Below are 21,315 nucleotides of genomic sequence, written 5' to 3'. Positions count from 1 at the left end.
ATCGGCTCTATTTTGTATTAATGAGAATCGCGTTTTACTTCAGATCCGGAATTACCTACCAGGAAATCAAGATCGGCACCCTTGTCGGCCTGCTGCACGTGGCGTTCATACATGGATACGTACCCCCTGTTGGTATGATACGCGGGTTTTTGCCATAGCAACCTTCGTCTTTCCAGTTCGGCATCATCAACCAGCAGGTCTATTCTTCTTGCCGGTACATCAAGGCAAATCAAATCGCCGTTTTGTACCAAAGCGAGGTTGCCACCAATGGCCGACTCGGGCGATACATGAAGTATTACGGTACCGTAAGCAGTACCGCTCATCCGCCCGTCGGATATCCTCACCATGTCTCTAACACCTTTTTCCAGTAGTTTCTGAGGTAATATCATGTTTCCCACTTCGGGCATACCCGGATAGCCTACCGGGCCCACGCCTTTCAGCACCATTACGCAGGTTTCGTCAATATCAAGATCCGGGTCATCAATCCTGGCGTGGTAATCTTCCATCGTTTCAAAAACCACCGCCCTGCCGGTGTGCTGCATCAGCGCCGGTGTTGCTGCGGAGGGTTTAATAACCGCGCCATTAATGGCCAGGTTTCCTTTCAAAACGGCTATGCCTGCCTCAGGGATAATGGGGTTATTGTATTCGGCTATAACTTCATTATTATAACAAGTACTGTTATCGCTTATATTCTCTGCGTGCGATTTACCGGTAACGGTTATCGCGCCCATATCCAGTTCTTTACTCAGTTCTTTTAGTATCACCGGCAGGCCGCCTGCATAGTAAAAATCTTCCATAAGATATTTGCCTGATGGCATAAGGTTAAGCAACAAAGGAATCTTGCTGCCCAGCCTGTCGAAATCGTCGATATTCAGGTCGATACCAACGCGCCCGGCAATCGCGGTGAGATGTATAATGAAATTGGTAGAACCGCCAATTGCGGCGTTTACTTTAATTGCATTTTCAAAAGCCGACCGAGTGAGTATTTTTGATATAGTTAGCCCTTCTTTCACCATTTCCACAATGCGCCTGCCGGATAATTGCGCTATTACCTTTCTTCTCGAATCTACAGCCGGGGTAGCAGCGCCCTGCGATAAGCACATCCCAAGTGATTCTACCATACATGCCATCGTAGAAGCGGTGCCCATCGTCATGCAATGCCCTGCACTTCTCGACATGCACGATTCGGCAAAAAGATAATCGTCATTTGTTATTTTACCTGTTTTCAGGTCCTCTGTCAATTTCCAAACTGCCGTGCCCGAACCAATATCGGTGCCGCGGTACTTGCCGTTCAGCATAGGGCCGCCCGGCACCACAATGGTTGGTAAACCAACACTGGCTGCACCCATCATGGTAGATGGCGTAGTTTTGTCGCATCCGGTAAGCAGCACAACGCCATCAATAGGGTTGCCGCGTATCGACTCCTCGGCGTCCATACTGGCCAAATTCCTAAAAAGCATTGCGGTTGGCTTAAGCAGTGTTTCGCCCAACGACATAATGGGGAACTCTACCGGGAACCCGCCTGCCTCAAATACGCCACGTTTAACAGATTCTGCTATATCACGAAAATGGGCGTTACATGGGGTTAATTCCGACCAGGTGTTGCATATGCCAATAACAGGCCTGCCGTCAAAAAGGTCGGTAGGCATCCCTTGGTTTTTCATCCAACTTCGGTAGAAAAAACCCATCTTACCCGTTTTACCAAACCAACCCGAACTTCTAAATTGTGACATCGCTTATTCTTTTATTATTAATTTATATAGAGGTATTGTTGAAATTGCCGTTTACATAACGCCATATCCCAAGCGGATTGGCATCTTTTAACTCATCAGGAAGTAATGCCTGTGGCATTCCCTGGTAACAAACAGGCCGGGTGAAACGGTAAATAGCCGCTGTGCCAACGGAGGTGGTTCGCGCGTCAGTCGTAGCCGGGTATGGGCCGCCATGCACCATGGATGCAACCACTTCCACACCGGTTGGGTAGCCATTTATGATGAGCCGGCCAACTTTAGTTTCCAGCACATCCAGCAAGCCTTTGCATGCCTCAAGCTCCTCATCTGTACCATGTACAGTAGCCGTAAGGTGGCCTGATAAGCTTTCGGCAAATGCGGTCAACTCAGCGGGTGAACCAGCCGTAATAACTATTCCGGAGGGGCCGAATAATTCTTCCTCCAGTTCCGGATGGTGGCTAAATTCTGCAAGGCTAGTCTTGAAAAGTACAGGTTGGTGATACCCGTTGTTGTCTGTTTCAGATCCATTTGCGAGGACTTGTAAGCCGTAAAGGGTGCTCCTGTCTGATACACCCGAGCTGTACGCCTGTGCTATTGCGGGAGTTAACATTACACCACCCATCGCAGCTTTTAAATTATCGGCCAAACTTTGATGGAAAGCATCGTCTTCTTCGCCGGACTGATGGATCAACAAGCCGGGATTGGTGCAAAATTGCCCCAGACCAAGGGTGAGCGCGGCTGTGTAACCCGCCGCTATAGTGTTTCGTCGGTCTTTTAAAGCTTGCGGCAATACAAAAACAGGATTTGAGCTGCCCATCTCGGCAAATACAGGTATAGGTTCGGCCCTTTCGGCAGCAGCATAGTGTACCAACCGCCCAACCCGGTAGGAGCCTGTAAAGCCAATTGCTTTAATTGAAGGGTGAACAGTTAAGGCGGCACCCACCTGCGGAATATTTCCCTGGAGCAGCGAGAAGCAGCCAAGCGGCATACCGCTCGCAGCCGCCGCAGCAACTATGGCCCTCCCCACAATTTCGCAGGTTGCCGGGTGCCCGGGATGTGCCTTGAATATTACAGGGCACCCCGCGGCAATAGCACTTACCGTATCCCCTCCGGCTGCAGAAAAAGCGAGCGGGAAATTACTGGCTCCGAATACGGCTACGGGCCCTATCGGGCGCAGCATAGACCTGATATCGGGCCTTGGCGCAGGTTTGCGCTGCAAATCTTCGGTATCTATTTTGGCATCTACCCAATGCCCATCACGTAGCAGCGTTGAAAATAATTTTATCTGATTTACTGTCCGGGCAAATTCGCCTTCTATCCGCGCTGTGGCTAACGCGGTTTCCAAACAGGCCATTTCAACCAATTCCGGCCGTACTTTTTCAAGTTCAGAAGCAATCGCATCTAAAAAGCTTGCTTTTTCAATCCCGGTTTTAGCCCGGGTTATGGTAAAATCTCTTCGGGCCGCAGCAGCAGCCATATTGATATATTCCTGGGAGGCATTTAAAAATCGCAATTCAAGATCTTCTCCCAACGCACGATTCACCGAATGAAAGTAATCGGTGCCCGTTGCAATACTTTGGCCGTCTATCAGCTGCTTGCCTTCAAAGTTTGTCATCATTATTCCCCTACCCGGTTTGTAAGTGTGCCTATATTGCTGATAGAGATATTGATCACATCACCATAGTTCAGCGTGAATGTGTCGGGAGGCACAATGCCTGTACCGGTCATCAGGTATGCCCCTGCCGGAAACGACATCTCCATAAAAAGATATTTTGCGAGTTCCTGGTGCGTACGTTTCATCCTGCTGATCAATATTTCGTCGGCAAACATTTGCTCTTCGCCACGTAAAATCTCCAGTTGGATCTTTGTATCGGGAGAGATAGGCTCGCCCGGCACATACAGGCATGGCCCAACCGCTGCAGCGCCATCATAGGATTTTGCCTGCGGGAGGTATAAGGGATTTTCGCCTTCTATATCTCTCGATGACATATCGTTACCTATCATATAACCTTCGATAGTACCGGCGCTGCAAATAAACAACACCAGTTCCGGCTCGGGCACGTTCCATTTGGAGTCCTTACGGATGCGTACAGTACCACCACTGCCAACAGCGCGGTATGCAGGCGATTTAAAGAACAGTTCGGGGCGTTCGGCGCTGTATACCCTCGAATAGAAATCGCCGCCGCCAGCGTCTTTAGATTCTTCCATGCGGGCATCCATGCTGCGCAAATAGGTTACACCCGATGCCCAGATCTCCTGGTTGGCAATAGGCGCGCTTAACTGTTCTAACTCAGCCGATAATGAGGGGTTGGCCGGCACATTGCGGATGTCGGCTAATACCTGCACATACAGCGCCTCGCGGTTTATAAAACTATCCCAGTTCCATTCCGGCGAGCTGTAAAACAGGCCCGAGTATTTAACAATAACTTTATCGTTCGTTTTAAAAATATGCATAGCAGTTTATAAGCATACCGCGTTTAGCACGGTACTTGTTGTTTGATTCAAAAAATGCGTTGGTTCGCTTACAGTTGGTTACATTACAAAGAATGTTAATCCCTATTACTCTATCTTCCAAAAAACCACAGCGATGATTTTTACACAAAAATTGTATGGGAAAACACTTATGCGGTATTATTCGGTACCGATTCCTTGCAATTGGCTTCTGCACTATGGGCCGGTGGTTTTTTATGCCAATACGAAGCCAGTAACGAGCCTGTAATGTTCATTAAAGTTGAAAAAATAACCGGAGCCAAACCCAGCGTACCTATTTTACCCATCCCCTTTGCCAGCCCCGCTGCCATACCGCCGTTTTGCATCCCAACTTCTATAGCAATAGTGCGGCAATCCCGTTCTTCCATCCTAAACAGCTTTGCCGACCAATACCCAAGCAAATAGCCGCCAATATTGTGTATCAGGACCAGCACGGTTAATACCAGCCCGACTTTAAGCAGGCTCTCCCGCCCGGCAGCTGTTATAATGATAATAATGCAGATAATGCCGCCCATAGATATCGTGGGCATCACTTTTTTTAGCGGGTTGGCCCGCCCTTTGGCCACTGAAGAAAACAGCAGGCCCAACGCAATGGGGATCATTACCATTTTAAAAATATCCGCAACCATTAGCCAGGGGTCTATTTCAATAAGCGGGCCTGCAAGCAGGTTCATCAAAAAAGGCGTCACCAAAGGCGAAAGAATTGTAGAAATGCTGGTTATGGTTACCGATAGAGCCAGGTTTGCCTTAGCCAGGTAGGATACCACATTAGATGCCATACCATTAGGGCAACAACCTATCAGGATAATGCCCGCAGCTATCTCAGCAGGCATACCGGTTAACTTTATGCTGAGGGTAGCTATACTAAAGCCAAGTAAAGGCATAATGATAAAATGACTAACTACCCCTATCAATATCCCTTTAGGGGCTTTTAATACGCCAAGGAAATCTGTGTAGTGCATAGAGGTACCCATGCCAAACATGATAAGCTGGATAAGCGGGATAATTAGCGTGGCGTATTTGAAACTGCCATAACTAATAAAAAGCGCGGGGTAGTAAAGCGCCATAGCAGCAGCCGCAAAAATAACCACGGTGTATGAAAAGCTTTTTGTTTGTGGATATGCTTGCAGGCTAAGCGCAAGCAGACCAAAAAACGCAAGCAAATACGGGCCTGCCTGCGCCATGCCACTAAGCATAATCGTTAAAATTGAGCAGGCAAGTGCTGCAACCGTCAATGAAAAGACGATTTTATAAAAAACGCTCATGTTTGAATTGATTTTAAGCGAAGAACGGAACACCAGGTATGGCGTACTTCTTCAGTCCCTCCTCGTTGATTTCCACACCTACTCCCGGCTTATCAGACAATACCAGGAACCCTTTTTCGATAAATGGTTTATCGTACGTTATTATTTCTTTCCATTTGGGTTCGGTGTCGCTCAAGGTTTGCCATTCCATAATATGAAAATTGGGTACCGAGGCGCAAACGTGCGCGGTTGCCATGGCCCCCAAAAAGGACCCCACCATGTGGGGCGAAAATGGCACATAGTACAGGTTGGCCAAATTGGCTATACGCTGCCCCTCGCCTAAGCCACCACATTTTTGCAGATCGGGCATCACAATATCTACCCCTGCTTCAGAGAGTAGTTTGGCGTAACCATACGCCAGGTAAAAATTCTCACCGGCACAAATAGGCGTGCTTGTTTCCTGGGTAACCGTTTTGTAAACGTCAATATTATCGGCGGGGATAGGTTCTTCCAACCACATTAAATTCAGGGGTTCCATCATTTTTGCAACCCTGCGGCCGGTAGTAGCATCATAGCGGCCATGCATATCTACACACACATCAATATTTGGCCCTACTTCTTTCCTAACAGCAGCAATGGCATTATACATTCTGTCCAGTTCGGCGTTGCTCGCTGTCCAGTTGTAACGGTCAAACTTATTGGGGTCACGCCCATCGTCAATATCAAATTTAACGGCAGTATACCCTCGGTCAACCGCACCACGGGCGGCCTTTGCATAATCATTAGGGGTAGGATGCGTAGCTGTATATAATTCCGTATCGCAGTATACCCGGCACTTGTCACGAAACTTGCCGCCCAATAGCTGGTAAACAGGTATGCCAAGGGCTTTGCCCGTAAGATCCCAAAGGGCAGCCTCCACCGCAGTAAGCACAGCAACGAACATACCAGACTGCGCCCCCCCGAAAAAGTTTGCCTTTCGTATTTCTTCGGCTATCCTGTTGGGGTTTAACGGGCTGCGGCCCTTAAGCATAGCCCCCATGCGCTGCACCAGGTAGTAGGTGCCTGCTATTGCATCAACTCCTTCACCCGAGCCCCAAATGCCCTGGTTGGTGTATATCTTTACAAAAAGCCCTCCTCCGGCATACGCGCATTTAACATCGGTAATTTTTAGGTCGGTTGGGGATGATGCCTGCGATGTACGCTCTTTGGCGTCTATCAATCCCTGGCCAAATGTTTTGTTTAATGGTGCCGCCAGTACGGCAGCACTTACTAACGAGGCCTTCGTAAGAAAGCTGCGCCTGTTTTGATGGTTTGACATAAGTTTATGGTTAGCTGTATATTATTTACCAGGTTCGGTTTTTGAGGATATTTTGTATTTGTTCTTTAGGTACCGGCAACTCGTTGATATGCGCGTTCAGCCAGCCGGAAAAATCCTTTTCTATATCGTCGCTCCAGCGGGCATCTATCTGGCCGGCGGTATATTTACCTTCTTTTAAGCGCAGGTGGCCAAACATATCCCTTAGCCGCACTATTTCAGAAGTGCTTACCACCTTCTCGGCCAAATGCGGTGGGATAAAAATCACAACACCGTTCTCGCCAAGCACCACATCTCCCGGCATAACGGTTGCCTGCTTTATTCTTGTAGGTTGGTTTATACCGATGATCATCGTGTTCAGGTCGCCGGTGGGGTTATGGTACGATGGATCGTAGCTTTCTACAAATGATGTAAAACCGCCCATCTCCTTTAGCCCGCGAATATCTCTTACCGCTCCATTGTAAACTATACCGTTCCCGGTTTTGGCATATATGGCATTACCCACGTTATCGCCAATGGTTGGGCCGTTTTTATGTGCGCCAAACTGGTCGGCTACGTATACATCGCCTTTCACCAATAGGTCTACCGGCCAGGTATTTTGTCCTTTTTTCCCTTGCTTTTTACCTCTCTCATCAATCGCTTTCCAAACATCCGGGCGTGCGGGCATAAAAACAGCGGTTACCGCGCGGCCCACCAAAACGCTGTCGGGATTTATCACCAGCCAATTTTCGGTTAACTGGTAACTATACCCGGCATTTTTCAGTACAGCCCACGCCTCTTCAATACTTACCTTTTTCATCCGTGCCAAAATAGCATCAGGTACTTTGGGGCGGCCATCTTCAAAGCGCTCACCCTTCCATTCAGGGGTTAAAAATATCAGCTCGTCTCTGGAGATCTGCTGTGCAGATACGGTTTGAAAAAAAATACTGCAAAGCAGCAATACGACACCCGCAACGCGGAAATAGGAAAGCCATTTTTTCATGAGATAAATTATTGCGCAAACAGATGCAACGGGGTTATTGCACTAATTCGCGGCTTAAGGTTTATACTAAAGGTTATAATTGCATACAAAGAATTGGAAATTCCAAGCCAAAAAATACCATTAAAAAACAGCGATGGTTTTTGTACAAATCTTAGTTTGAGATTGCGTAAACTTGTTTTTTATAGGCATCGGTCTGCGATGCCCTGATACCCGTTTCGGTATTGTAATTACCGTAACGGAATACCAATTATTTATTCTGAATGAATCAACTGATACTTCAGCAGGGGGCATCCAAGGAGCTTGCGCACTTTCCGCATATTCTTGAATTTGCTCACAAAAAGAACAGTATTATCCAACTCAACTCGTTCAGCAGCAATGTTACGAGCTGCATTTGCCTGTACTTTGTTTTGGAAGGAAAATTTACATGGATAATTGATTTACAGGAACATACCCTATACCCAGGAGATTTTGCAATTGTATTGCCAGGACAAAGCATTGGCGGCCAAAGCAGCATATTAAATATTGGTGCCCTTTTTTGGATAAAGATATCTACCGAAGATAATGGCAAGCTTTTATTGGGTAAGTGGAGCGGGCTTACCAAAAAGGAAAAACTATCCATCAACCAAATTTTGATGGTAAATAAAGAGCAGCATGTTTTAAAGCTGAAAGAGGCGCACACGCTGATGCATAATCTGCAAGCGGAATTACAGAACGAAGAGGTAGGCTTTTATACACGTGCAAACCAACTGCTCGACGAACTTTTTATCTTAATAAGCCGACAGCTCATCAGGCAAAATAATTCGAGGCGAGATTTCCCGCAAACTTTCTTAAAATTGGAACAAACCTTAAGGCAAAACCTCGCTCACCAATGGACGGTGGAAGAAATGGCCGCGCTGATTGGCATGGGCACTACTGCTTTTACCGAAAAAGTAAAAAACTATTCGGGCTTTTCGCCACTGAATTATTTGATAAACATAAGGATAGCCGAAGCAACCAAGCTTTTAAAAAGGAACGAGCGGAATGTTACCGACATAGCGCTAAACACGGGGTTTTATTCATCGCAGCATTTTTCCACCACGTTTAAAAAACTTACAGGCTACACGCCGACCGAGTTCAAAAAAAATAACACACCAGATCATCAATATACATCATGAACTGTATCATCATCATAGAAATGGGCACTGCCGCAGTAAAGGTTTTTGCCTTCGATCTTTCCGGCAATTTAATAAGTTCTTCAAAGGGCCATTACCCAACCTTTCATGAACAGCCCGACCACAGCGAGCAAGACCCGGAGCAGATGTTTATTACGATGCTTTATATATTAAAAAACCTGCTCATAGAGAAGATATACCCTAAAAAATATACAGTAAGCTGCATTTGCTTCGGTTCATCTATGCATAGCCTGCTGGCGGTAGATAAAGACGGCATCCCATTAGGCAACGCCATTACCTGGGCCGATAACAGGGGCAAAAAAGAGGCTGCCGAACTTAGAGGGAGTACCCTTGGCGATGAAATATATAAAGCTACCGGGACGCCTATACACCCCATGTCGTCGTTAATAAAAATTGCCTGGATGAAGAATAATGAGCCTGAGAAATTCGGGCTGTCGAAAAAATTCATGCCGATAAAAAGTTACATTATTCAGCAACTTACCGGTGCCTGTGTAATAGATTATAGTATAGCATCGGCTACCGGGTTAATGAATATACACACTTTAGCATGGGACCAGGCAGCGCTGGATTTTGCAGGTATCACACCGGAGGAATTGCCCGCTTTGCATCCTGTTTTCTACTCGGGCGTAGTGCTTAAAAAAGAATATCAACGGGTTTTAAAATTGCAGCCGACCGTAAAAATACTTATCGGATCCAGCGACGGTTGCCTGGCCACCCTTGGTGCCGGTGTTTGGGATAATGGCATGGCCACTATTACCATTGAAGATAGCGGCGCGTTCCGCATCATCGGCGATAAAATAATTGAGGACCCTAAACAGCAGATCTTCAACTACCTCCTTACCGAAAAGCACATTATTACCGGCGGGCCAACAAGCAATGGCGGTGTAATATTCAATTGGTTCACTAAACAGTTCGGCGATTTTCAAAAAGCTTTTGATATTGACCAATCCATGGAAATGCTGATCCAGGAAGCTGCGGATGTTGAAGTTGGGTCGGGTGGCCTGATCTTTCTCCCTTTTTTGCATGGCGAACGAGCCCCTATTTGGAACCCTAATGCGAGGGGTTGCTATTTTGGCGTAAACATAAGGCACGAACGCAAGCATTTCATCAGGGCCACCATTGAAGGGATTTTGTACGAAATGTATAGTATAGGCCGCTCATTGGAAAAGCACCGCCACATTGAAGGCCTTTCTATCAATGGCAACTTTGCCTCCATACCGTTTTGTACCCAAATTATCGCGGATATATTTAACAAGCCGGTGAGCACACTCAGCCATGGCGATAGTATTGGCAGAGGGGCCTTCCTGTTAAGCGCCACCGAAATGGGCATTTATCCGTCGTTAGAAGAAGCTTCTAAAACGGTAACTATGCATCAAACCTATTTCCCGAATGCCGAAAATCACCAGGTATATGCTCAATACTTTAAAGTATTTGAAAGCCTGATAACAAAAGTAGCCGATGAGTTTGATATTATTTCTGAGCTGCAACAGCGGTATAGTCAATAAACCGATACGCTTTTGTTTACAGTGCCCTTGGGCGCAGCGTTAGCTTCCCCTCCTGCCCCGCTCCGGTTCTTATAGCTACTTATCCGTATCGACATCGCGGATTCACGCGCTCATTTGGCGTGAGGTTTATCCCATTAAAAGCCTTAGTTTACCGTTTGTTTTTGGTGCGGCTAATTCCTGTTGGCTGCTTTAGCCTGCCTTATCGCACCGGCATCTTTCAGGTTAAAGCGATAAACAAAACTGAGGCGGTAACGTGCCGCGTTTGTTATATTGGTTTGGTTCAGCACATAATCGCTGCCGGTAACGGTGCTGCGGTTCTTTCTTAAATTAAAAGCATTGGTCACATCAAAAACCAGCGTAGCTTTGTCTTTTAATAAAACCTTACTCAGGCCCATATCAAGCGATTGTAAGGCGGCATTGCGGGCCTGCGCGTTGCTTTGCGCACTCCTAAAATTATACCGGGATTGAAAACTAAATTTTGAGAGCAGCTTTACCTGACTGCTCAACCTTCCTGTTAAAGTTTGCCCGCTGTAGCCCAAATCCCTTTGTTGGTAAACCCCTTTTTGCGAAAAGCGATAGAAATTCAGTTCACCATTTACCTGCAGCCATTTAAAAGGGTTATACAAAGCAGAAAGTTCTGCGCCGCTGCGTATTTCACGGTCAATATTGATTGGTATAGAGAAAAATACCGCATTCTGGCGATAGGTAAAATCCTGAATATAGCCACTTTCTGCCTGGTAATAAACCGATGGGTTAAAAGTTAGCCTGTCCCATATTTTCAAAAAACCCAGTTCAAACACATCAGAATAAGATGGATTAAGCCCAGGGTTGCCGATATACTGTGCATTCAGATCAGTAAGTTCATTAAAAGGATATAGAGCATATAAGGACGGGCGGTTAATACGTTTGCTGTAATTCAGTTGCATTGTTGCAGCGGTATTAAAGCGGTAACTCAGGTTAAAAGTCGGGAATAACCGGTCATAATCCTTCCGGTCGTTATAAGTATTTTTAACGTCGGTAATGGCAATGCGCGTCAGTTCGGTTCGCAAACCTATCATGTACGCCAATCGTCCAGCTTTGCTACTGAACTGTGCATAGGCGCTGGTAATAGTTTCATTGTATTTCAAATGGTTATCAATCCCCTGAAATATGGCCCAGTCATTCCCCTGTTGTTGTTCGGCTAAGAAATCGCTCAACACTTTTCTATTTTCAGCCTTTATTCCAAATTCCAGCGTAGATACCGTGTCCAATGGCTGTACAAAGTCAGTCTGCACCAGGAGATCCTTGCTGCCGCCGATTGAACTTGTTCTGATCCCGGGATACATCAAGGCTGCCGGCGTTAATCGCTCTGTAAACAGGTTCCAGTTTTTATCACTGTTCCACCAGTCGTACTGCATAGCAACTGTCCACTTCTTTGTGGGTTGTTTAAAAGTTTGGGTGTAATTGAATTCTAACTGATTGTAATCTCGTTTCTCCCAGGATTCACCGTCGCGTTTCAAAGTGCTGTCCTGGCTGCCGGTGGGGTTGCTGTACTTATATAGTAAATGTGTTTTGTCGTGGTCATGGGTAGCGTTCTTTAAAAAAGCAGCGGTGACGGTTTGATGCTCGTTTATAAAATAATCGGCTCCAATGTAAAGCAATTTACCATCGTCGTGACGGTTCTCGTTTTGAACCTGGTTTAGTAAAGCGGTTTTTCCATTATTAATTGCCGACTGGTTAGTGGTGTAAAGCCCCACGTAATCAGAAGAACGGATACCGAAGGTGGAAAAAAGATTGATCTTATCCGATTTGTAATTGATGCTCGGGTTGATCCGGCTGTCATTCGGAGAGCCGCCAACTAATCTTACCTGCCCGTTAAAACCGCTTTTTTTATTCTTTTTTAAGATGATATTGATAATTCCTGCAGAGCCGGAAGCATCATACCTGGAGGAAGGATTGGTAATTACCTCAACCCGCTCTATCTGGTCTGCGGCGATCTGATCCAATGCATTACTTTGCGTCAGGCCAGAGCGCCGGCCATTGATCAGGACCAGTACACTGCTGTTACCGCGCAAGCTAACCGTACCTGTGGGGCTCACGGCAACAGATGGCACCCCGTTCAATACATCATTGGCAGAGCCATTTTGCGACAAAACATCTTTACCCACTTCAAATACCTTTTTATCCAGTTTTAAACTTACACCGGGCCGCTCTCCGCTTATTTTAACCTCCTGTAATTGCGTAGCATCTGCCTGCAATTTCAGCACACCCAGATCCAGGCTTGCTTTACCGAGAGGCACCGCCAGGGATTGCGTTAAGGTTTTATACCCCATAAAACTAACGGTAAGGTTGAGGTCGCCGGCGGGTATACCATCCAGGCTAAAGGCGCCGTGTTCATTGGTTATACCAGCTGCCACTATTTTTGAGGCGCTGTTTTTAATTGCTATGGTGACGTAGGGCAGCGCTGTTTTAGAGGCTTGATCCTGCACTTTACCGGAAACTGTTGCCTGTTGCGCGGTGGCAAACAAAAAGCAAAAAAGGATAAGGAAGCTGGTGATTATTGATTTCATGCCACAAGATTAGGCGGCCAGCGTTCATACTTCCCCATAAAACATGCCAATGGCACCACCGGCTTTTGAAATGCATTATTCTATTCAATAATCCCCTTACCTTTATTCCATGCACCGATTGATGTTTTTTATTCTGCTCATACCTATCCTGCTGTCGTCCTGTAAGCAGGAAGTGGACTATGAGGTAACTGACCCATTGTATAAGTCGGAAAAAGGCATCCTGCAAAAAGAAAGGATAAAATATGCCAACAATTCCTTTCGAGCGGAAATGAACGTAAAACTGCTTAAACGCTACACTACCGAAGCAATGGGTATACAAGTTAATGCCTTTGGCGCTTTTAATGTGTACTGGGATGGTGTTTTATTAGGCAGTAACGGGCAACAGGCCCAAACCGGAAAAGCTGAAATTCCCGGAACGGAAACCACCTATTATGCCATACCTGAACAATTGGCTGGCCTGGGTGACCACGTTATACTGCTGGTTGGAACACAGGCATTTTTCCCAGGCGTGCAAAGAGGCATCGATGTAAAACCGGAAGGCTACCAGCGTTTGCTTCGAGTGCCCCTGATTATAATGTCTTTTATGAATCTGATGGCGGGTGCATTTCTGATCGCGGCCATTTACTATTTTCTGCTTTACTGGAACAGCCGCAGCAGGGCCTTGCCTGTGTTGCTCTTTGGAGGGATCTGTTTACTTTTTTTCAGCCTGCTCATTGTCGAGTACCTCAAATTCTATACAACTATCCCTTACACCTGGTTTTATTTCCGGCTGGAAGTAATCGGTTGGCTTACTTTTACAATAGCCCTGCTGGTGCCCTGGTATTTTATGCTGCAATTTCAAATGAATAAGAAGGTGGCCTGGCTCCTGCTTTTATTGGCAACCCTCACAGCAGTTTATATTGTTAATTATCGCCACTATGATATCACGGCAATTCGGTTGAGTCATGCCATGTGGGCAGCATCTATGCTAATTACGGCCGTGTCCGTATTCCGAAAGATGCCGGGCGCTGTTATCGTGCTGGCAGGCCTACTGCTTAGTGCGGTAGTCAATTATTTCCTGGTATATGATTTTGGGCTGTTCATCGCCTTTACCATTATTGTACTTTGCATGTTATACTTGCATACCATCCGCAGCAAGCAGATAGAAGACGCCCACCATGCCGCGTTACTGCGCTCCTCCCGATTGCAATTGGAGTTGGTGAAAAAGAATATCCAACCACATTTCCTGCGCAATACTTTAACCTCTCTGATAGACTGGGTGGAAGAAGATCCGCAGCAGGGCGTTATCTTTATCCGTTCGCTGGCAGATGAATTTGATATTCTGAACGCGATCTCCGAAGTAAAGCTCATCCCTATCCGGCAGGAAATTGACCTGTGTCGCAAGCACCTGGAAGTAATGTCTTTCAGAAAGGAGATCTGTTATACCTGGGAAGAGCATGGGGTCGATGAGAACGACCTCATCCCCCCGGCCACTTTGCATACCCTGATAGAGAACGGCATCACCCATAGCCTGCCGCCGGAGCATGGTTGCATCACCTTTCGTTTAAGTGTATTAAGGAAAGAAGACCATAAAGAATTTCAGTTATTGACGATAGCCAAAAATAGAGAACCCGGGCAAACGCGTGGCGGCGGAACCGGCTTCCAATACATCCGGGCCAGGTTAAGTGAAAGTTACGGGGAGAACTGGCTCTTTGATTCTCATGCCGTGGAAGATGGCTGGTTAAGCAGCATTAAAATAACTCAGCAAACATGAATATCCTGATCATAGAAGATGAGGCGAGGATAGCCAAAAGAATTGAACGGATGACCCGCGCTTTCTTTGGTGAGGTTGCGCAGATCCTGCTTTGCGAGTCTCTTCAAAGCGGGCTCAAAGCTATTGATCAGCATCCGGTTGATCTGCTGCTGCTGGACCTGAATCTCAATGGCGAGGATGGGTTTGACATACTCCAAACAATGGTGGCGGGTTCTTTTCATACGATCATTATTTCCGCCTATACCGACAAAGCCATTACCGCCTTTGCGTATGGTGTACTTGATTTTGTACCAAAACCCTTTGATGAAATAAGATTGGGGCAGGCTTTTGCCCGTTTGAATAAAGAGATCAGGCCGCCCGTGCATGAAACCCGTTTCCTGGCCGTGAAAAGAGGCGGGCGGATAAACCTGATCGAAATCAAAAATATCCGCTATATAAAAGGGGCTGGGATCTATACCGAATTACATCTGACAAATAATCAAACAGAACTGCACGACAAATCACTGGAGGCTCTTGAAAAGCTGCTGCCCGTTAATTTCGAGCGTATACACAAATCTTACATTGTTTGTTGGGCGGAAGTTGATCAATTGATGGCTGAGGCGGGCGGCAGGTATAACTTGCTATTGAGGAATAAGGAATTGTTGCCGGTAGGACGCTCAAAATACAAGACGATTAAGAACCGTTTGATTTGAGCGGTGGTGGCGGCAAATTATAGGTTTTCGGGTTGCTAACTTCAAATAACCCCTGTGTTTATTTTTGCACAATTTTCAGTTGATATTGTATAATAGAGCGGGCACTCCCCCCAATTATTAAAGTGCAGCGTTGAACCTGTAAGCGATTAAAAGGAAAAAAGCCGGGGAATTCCCCCCGGCTTTCAAAAAACATCTTAAACTTTTGCTCTTGCATCAACTATCGCAACAGCCTTACATCGTAAATGGCGGCCGTTTTGTTTCCTGCTGATGCAACAAATTTCACAACTACCTTATCGCTTTTTTTGGCCGCATCGGGTATGGCATATTCCTCGGTTACAAATTCATCGTTGTTTCGTGCTTTGGCCGTTACATATGCAATTTTCACATCGTCAATAAAAATATCAAACTCGTAGCCAGCCTCTTTTGCATAATAGGTAATGCCCAGGGTTTTCACATCTGGCCGCATCCGCATTTTGTAGCTAAAATAGCCTGTGGCACTTCGCCAATGCAAGTTGCGGAAATAACCTGTTTTGGATTGTTCTTCAATCATACCATGGTCGTTTTCGGGCTGTTGTTCGCCGGGTGACACATCGTCTGCCGTGCGCGATGCCAGTTTGAAGTAGTGGTCGTCAAGAGCCTGCAGGCCTACTTGTTTTTGTGCCACGCCATCTGCCGATGCAACGGGCCAGTACATCATATAACGGGTATCGTGCACTTTATAAAACGGGATGAGTTTTAGCTGCTTAAATTCGGGCTGTGCAATAAGTTGGCTTATACTGTAGGCATTACCTTTGTCAATGGCTTTCATGTAAGGCGAAAGGTCGCGTTTATTAGTTGCCAATAAAGGCGATTGAGCCAGCGCAGACATCGGCCCGCCCGCGATATGCCCCCACCTGCTGCCATCTGCCATCAGGCCTACCAATTTGTTGGTATCGGTTGGCGCGGCCATTACCAGCGGGCCATGCAGGAAAGATACCCATTCCGAATGATCCGGCAGGTATTCGGTATAATTTTTCATGGGCAGGCTTATGGCAATACGGTCGCCGGATAACCACAGGCGGTTGATGCGGGCATAACCGTTGGCCATATCAATGGTTTTTTCGTTCTTCCCATTCACGCTTAATGCAAATTCCCCGGCTGTAACCCAATCTGGTTTGCGAATATAAATGGAGAATTGCTGAGGTCTTTTAAGCTTTAATATGATTTGCGATTTCTCCGTCTCGGGCAATTTGGTTTGTTGTGTTACCACCATGCCCCGATCTTTCCATTGCAGCGTAGACGGGATAAAAAGGTTCACATACAAATCGTTTTTTTTATGCGTGTAGATGAGTTCGCCGTATTTACCGTGATTTTCCATACCAGTGCCCACACAGCACCAAAAATCCTGGTCGGCAGTGGAGTAAACCCGGTAATGGTCGGGGTGGATGGGCGTAAAATACACAAAGCCGCCCTTTACCGGGTGCTGCGACGACAAAATATGGTTATAAAGCAGGCGCTCGTAAAAAGCCATGTATTCGCTTCGTTGCTTATCATCCAAAAACAACATTTTCGAAAGCTTAAGCATATTATTGCTATTGCAGGTTTCGGGGCCCTCGGCAGATTCTAACATCGGGCTAAAATTATCCACCGGGTTAAAATGTTCGCGCACGCTGTTGCCACCTATGGATATACTGCGGTTGCGAACCACCGTGTGCCAAAAGAACTTTGCCGCCGAGAAGTAAGCGGTGTCTTTATCCAATTCCGCAATGCGTTCAAAACCTATTATTTTGGGGATTTGCGTGTTGGCGTGCAGGCCGCTTAGCTTATCCTTGTGTTGTTCTAAGGGTTGAAGAATAGCCAGGTGCGAAAACTTGCGTGCAAGTGCTAAATATTTGGGGTTACCGGTTATGGCAGCAGCATCGGCAATTACCTCGTTCATCCCGCCGTGCTCGGCATCAAGCATGTGTTGTACCTGTTCGGTACTCAGCCCCGATAATTCCCCGTCTGCCCAATCTGTTAGTTTAATAAAAACTACTTTCGCCTGTTGATTCCCGGTAAGCAGGTAGCAATCTCTTAAACCGGCAAATAACTTATGCAGGTTGTACCAGGGCACCCATTTGCGGTTAAACTCGGTAAAGTCACCTGTTTTTACCAAGGCCCACATGCGGTTACCGTCGGGCACGCCGCCTACATAGCCGTTTCCGTTTTGTGTTTGGCAGCGCGCCAGTTCACCCACCATATAGTTCAGCCGTCGTTTGCATTCGGCGTTTCCGTTAACCGCATACATCTGGGCCAAAGCCGTCAGGTAATGTCCCGCGGTATGCCCGTCCAGTCCCGAGTTTTCCCAATTGCCATAGCTGGCAGCTTTAGGTTTCAACCCGGCCTCTCGTAAAAATGGATGAAGCAACCTGTCGGGGTCCAGCTTTAATATGTAAGCAAGATCGGTTTGCTCGGCACTTAAAAATGGACTATCTGATAGGCGCACATCCGCAAGCGGGAACATTTGCATTTGTTGCGCCTTAACAGCGGGAATAACTAAACTGCTCAGCACTAAGGCTACACCGGTAATTTTATAGAAAAAATTCCTGCTTGTTGGGTTTATCATTACTATTTGTTTAAGATCGAAAACATTAATTGGTTGCTGCTGCTCCGATAGTAGATAATCGGGAACGCCTTTAGGTTTTATTTTATAACGAAGCTAATCTAAATATTAACTGTATAAATAACAATTAATAAAAAACAATCAAGGTGTTTATACCATCTTGTCGCAAAGTATATTTCCAAACAAAAAAAAAGCCTGAAAACAAAAAATCCTGTAAATCATATCATTTACAGCATTTTAGTGTGTTTTGTTTAGTACTCTAAGCGGTGAGGGAGGGATTCGAACCCACTCTCCTATTCACTTGATTACCTTTGCATTACCTAACTTATCGGATTCATGTCACACTTGCATTTTTAGCTGTAAATTCTATAGCTAATTTACGAAATATCGTAACGATTAATAAACATACAAGAATAGCCCAGGTGAGCGCACACGCGGCGCAAGTACAATCCGGCTTTCGTAAGCATGGCGTTAATTCCATCTTACATAGTTTGCCGAGCGGTAGTCTTGCAATTCATTGTTATTTAAAATTTAATTCACCTTAGCTCTCAGGCAACCGCTGTATCATCTCCGGCTTGAAAAGCAAGGATCCTGGTAAACCAAGATTTGCGGAAACGCTCCTGGGTAGGATCACGCCTAATTATACCTTCATAAAATGCTGCTCGTAGCGCATTGATTTGGTTATAAAGAGCTTCGTGACCTACCGCGTTTGCAGCGCCGATGGTGGCTGGGCCTTCTTTTCCGTCAACGGCAATCGGATTGCAGATCGGAGTTGATTGACAGCCTCCTGCAGTATTTTAGCCCCGCGTCCTGTACCGGAATTTACACTCATGTCAAATAGTTGAAGGGAGATCTGGTTGGAATTTAACAGATCAATATTTAAGGGATCCCAGAAATTCTGCTTGTAAAAATCCAGTACCATGCCGGCAAGCGACATGTTTTCCGACCTATAATATCTTTCGTGATATCGGCGCGGGAAACCCGCTGTTGAGCCGCAGTAAGGAAAGCACGCTGCACCTCGAAAAGATTGACGACCTGGAGTATTACGGTTTTATCACCTTTGAGCAGCCCGGTGAATTATTCACCTATACGGCTGACGGGCTACAGGACCTGGACAGTAACCAGGTGCGGGAAATGATCGAACAGCTGAGCGGTATCCGGGACAATCCCGTTTCCTGGAACCAGTTACGGGATTTAACCGTTGACCACTTCACCGCCGTTCACGTGGATGACCTGCCCGGTAATGAACGAAGCATCGTCCGAGGCCAGGAACACATAGGTCGGTGCCAGTTCCGAGGGTTGCCAGGCTCTTTTCATGGCGGTTTCCGAACCAAATCCCCTGATCTTGGACTGGTCAAAAGTGGCCACGATCAGCGGTGTACAGACCGGGCCCGGCGCCACCGCGTTTACCCTGCTATTTTTCTTGACGATATTGGTCGCCAGCGAACGGGTAAAGGAGGTGATCGCCCCTTTGGTGGAGGAATAATCGACCAGGTTCGGTGAGGAACGGTAAGCTGTTACCAAAGTGATATTGATGATACTATCGCCGGCTTTCATAAACTCCAGCGCTCCATTGGCGAAATGAAAATAAGCGAAGATATTGGTACGGAAGGTATCGTCCAATTGTTTTTCATCAATGGCCACCTCCTGACGAAAGCGAAGGCTAATGTTAAAATGGGGTATGCATCGGCAGATATACTTTAAAGTTAGTTACATTTTTAAAAAAAAACAAACATCATCGGTTAACTGAATAGTTTGGAATGACGATTGTTCAGACAATATAAAAGATCGATGAAAACGCTATTTCAAATATCACTGTACATCAAAACGCCGTCAGGATTTGAAACCTACGGCACTTTCGACCTTGGCCGGGACCGGGAACGGGCCAAAGATATCTTTGACCAGTTAAAAGGCACGCCCGATATCGCCCCGCATTCCGTCCTTTACATGGACCTCTCAGAAATGCGGAATGGTATCCCCTTGCCTATGGAGATCCGGCATTGCACCCTGGAGGATATTGCTTATAACGCGCGGGTCATCACCCGCGACGTGTTCAAAAACCTCAGCCTCTGAAAATCTGACATTTTAACTGTAAATTTTTCAGTCAGTAACTGCGAATTTTTCAGTTTTTGGCAATTGGCACCCGGCTTGTAAGCAATGAATAAAAACATATTTTAAACTTATTTAAAACATCAAATTAAAAGAGCCATGACACTGGTAAAATTTAACAACAACAAAGGAGCGAACGCATTGCTGCCAGGCTTTAATGACGTTTTTGAATCGATCTTTAATGACACTTTTTTTAATGACCGCCTGACCGCGCGCGTACCCGCGGTGAACATCAGCGAAACTGCCGAAGGTTATCACCTGGAACTGGCCGCACCGGGCGTGAAAAAACAGGACTTCAAGATCAGCCTGGACCGCCAGGTGCTGAATATTTCTGTGGAGGAGCAGAAAGAAAATAAGGCGGAAACTAAACAGTACAGCAAAAAGGAATTTAGCTATACGTCGTTTGTCCGCTCTTTCACCCTGCCGGAACTGGCTGATCCCGGCCGTATCGAGGCCGCTTATGAAGACGGTCTACTAAAGATCGCTATCGCCAAGAAAGAAGAAGCGAAAATGGCAAGCCGCCAGATCGAGCTCAAATAACTAAGAAAGAAAAGGCCGCGGCGGCCTTTTCTTTTTAACTAAATTCCGTACCTTCATTCCTTAATGACCGGGAAGCGTACAAGCTTTCACGACCATATAAATCCTGTTAAACCATCAGCTCCGCAATGGATGACCAGATCACCGCTTATTTTGAAAGACTGCCGACTGGCCAACAACCGACCGCACTGCGGCTCCAGGAAATGGTCCAGTGCGCCTTTCCGCAACTGACGGTCTCGATCAAATGGAAGCAACTGACCTTTAGTTACCGAATGATAAATATCGCTTTATTTACAGTCTGTCGGAAGACTACCTCAACCTTGGCTTTTTTAACGCTACCGCGCTGCCGGACGACCAGGCCTTGCTGGAAGGCACCGGTAAAAATATGCGTCATCTCAAATTATTCCCGGAAAACCCTATCCCCGAAACTCAGATCCATAACTGGTTCGCGGCAGCGTTGATGCTTGCCGAAATAAAGGCCAAACAGTAATCGCGCCCCGTGGCAAACAATGATTTTCCCCGGCTGTTAATTTGGAGATTATGATGAATGAGACCACACCATTTCGGCGCAAGCTGACCCACTGTTTCGGGGCAAACTGACCAGGGCATTTCGGGGCAAACTGACCCACCAAAACGCGTAGCAAATGCTGTAGAAG

General features: G+C 46.4%; 15 protein-coding genes. 6 read left to right on the top strand and 9 right to left on the bottom strand.

All coding sequences use genetic code 11. The features are described from left to right. Positions 1–17: 17 nt before the first annotated feature. The 6 genes from ABIX36_RS13525 to ABIX36_RS13500 all read right to left on the bottom strand — a co-directional run bounded on the left by ABIX36_RS13525 (position 18) and on the right by ABIX36_RS13500 (position 7,761). A complete protein-coding gene (locus tag ABIX36_RS13525; protein WP_348082695.1) occupies positions 18–1,733 on the bottom strand; it encodes an IlvD/Edd family dehydratase in 1,716 nt (571 codons plus the stop codon). 22 nt (positions 1,734–1,755) lie between these two features. Next, the gene (locus ABIX36_RS13520) at positions 1,756–3,348 is read right to left on the bottom strand and encodes an aldehyde dehydrogenase (NADP(+)) (RefSeq protein ID WP_348082694.1); all 1,593 of its coding nucleotides are present in this window, start codon (positions 3,346–3,348) and stop codon (positions 1,756–1,758) included. Next, the gene (locus tag ABIX36_RS13515; RefSeq protein WP_348082693.1) at positions 3,348–4,184 is read right to left on the bottom strand and encodes a fumarylacetoacetate hydrolase family protein; all 837 of its coding nucleotides are present in this window, start codon (positions 4,182–4,184) and stop codon (positions 3,348–3,350) included. Before ABIX36_RS13515 ends, ABIX36_RS13520 begins: the two co-directional genes overlap by 1 nt. Positions 4,185–4,351: 167 nt before the next feature. Then, positions 4,352–5,485, bottom strand: coding sequence for a bile acid:sodium symporter family protein (locus ABIX36_RS13510; RefSeq protein ID WP_348082692.1), 1,134 nt, complete (start codon positions 5,483–5,485; stop codon positions 4,352–4,354). A gap of 13 nt (positions 5,486–5,498) precedes the next feature. Further along, on the bottom strand, positions 5,499–6,782 hold the full coding sequence (locus ABIX36_RS13505) for a mandelate racemase/muconate lactonizing enzyme family protein (protein WP_348082691.1): 1,284 nt from the start codon (positions 6,780–6,782) through the stop codon (positions 5,499–5,501). Positions 6,783–6,807: 25 nt separating this feature from the next. Beyond that, positions 6,808–7,761: an RraA family protein gene (locus ABIX36_RS13500; protein ID WP_348082690.1), complete on the bottom strand. Its 954-nt coding sequence runs from the start codon at positions 7,759–7,761 to the stop codon at positions 6,808–6,810. A 260-nt stretch (positions 7,762–8,021) separates the two neighbouring features. Between ABIX36_RS13500 and ABIX36_RS13495 the strand changes: the two genes are divergently transcribed. Both ABIX36_RS13495 and ABIX36_RS13490 read left to right on the top strand, forming a co-directional pair. Continuing rightward, a complete protein-coding gene (locus ABIX36_RS13495; RefSeq protein WP_348082689.1) occupies positions 8,022–8,915 on the top strand; it encodes an AraC family transcriptional regulator in 894 nt (297 codons plus the stop codon). Next, positions 8,912–10,438, top strand: a complete 1,527-nt coding sequence (locus ABIX36_RS13490) for a gluconokinase (protein ID WP_348082688.1) — start codon at positions 8,912–8,914, stop codon at positions 10,436–10,438. Before ABIX36_RS13495 ends, ABIX36_RS13490 begins: the two co-directional genes overlap by 4 nt. 170 nt (positions 10,439–10,608) lie before the next feature. On the opposite strand, the gene ABIX36_RS13485 is transcribed toward ABIX36_RS13490, so the two are convergent. Further along, positions 10,609–12,987: a TonB-dependent receptor gene (locus ABIX36_RS13485; RefSeq protein WP_348082687.1), complete on the bottom strand. Its 2,379-nt coding sequence runs from the start codon at positions 12,985–12,987 to the stop codon at positions 10,609–10,611. A 121-nt stretch (positions 12,988–13,108) separates the two neighbouring features. Between ABIX36_RS13485 and ABIX36_RS13480 the strand changes: the two genes are divergently transcribed. Next, a complete protein-coding gene (locus ABIX36_RS13480) occupies positions 13,109–14,740 on the top strand; it encodes a histidine kinase (protein WP_348082686.1) in 1,632 nt (543 codons plus the stop codon). Next, on the top strand, positions 14,737–15,432 hold the full coding sequence (locus tag ABIX36_RS13475; protein ID WP_348082685.1) for a LytTR family DNA-binding domain-containing protein: 696 nt from the start codon (positions 14,737–14,739) through the stop codon (positions 15,430–15,432). Before ABIX36_RS13480 ends, ABIX36_RS13475 begins: the two co-directional genes overlap by 4 nt. Before the next feature lie 217 nt (positions 15,433–15,649). Here ABIX36_RS13475 and ABIX36_RS13470 read toward each other — a convergent pair whose 3' ends face one another. Beyond that, on the bottom strand, positions 15,650–18,016 hold the full coding sequence (locus ABIX36_RS13470; protein ID WP_348082684.1) for a glycoside hydrolase family 127 protein: 2,367 nt from the start codon (positions 18,014–18,016) through the stop codon (positions 15,650–15,652). A gap of 1,191 nt (positions 18,017–19,207) precedes the next feature. Further along, positions 19,208–19,657: an SDR family oxidoreductase gene (locus ABIX36_RS13465; protein ID WP_348082683.1), complete on the bottom strand. Its 450-nt coding sequence runs from the start codon at positions 19,655–19,657 to the stop codon at positions 19,208–19,210. Between the two features lie 147 nt (positions 19,658–19,804). Here ABIX36_RS13465 and ABIX36_RS13460 point away from each other — a divergent pair, with 147 nt between their 5' ends. Both ABIX36_RS13460 and ABIX36_RS13455 read left to right on the top strand, forming a co-directional pair. Then, positions 19,805–20,086 (top strand): hypothetical protein, encoded by a 282-nt coding sequence (locus ABIX36_RS13460; protein WP_348082682.1) that lies wholly within the window; start codon positions 19,805–19,807, stop codon positions 20,084–20,086. 135 nt (positions 20,087–20,221) lie between these two features. After that, on the top strand, positions 20,222–20,662 hold the full coding sequence (locus tag ABIX36_RS13455; protein WP_348082681.1) for an Hsp20/alpha crystallin family protein: 441 nt from the start codon (positions 20,222–20,224) through the stop codon (positions 20,660–20,662). Positions 20,663–21,315 lie beyond the last annotated feature (653 nt).

Origin of the sequence: Mucilaginibacter sp., from assembly GCF_039925265.1 — a bacterium.
GTDB lineage: Bacteria > Bacteroidota > Bacteroidia > Sphingobacteriales > Sphingobacteriaceae > Mucilaginibacter.
The sequence above is the reverse complement of the archived record's forward strand: the minus strand, read 5'-3'. Positions and strand labels throughout refer to the sequence as shown.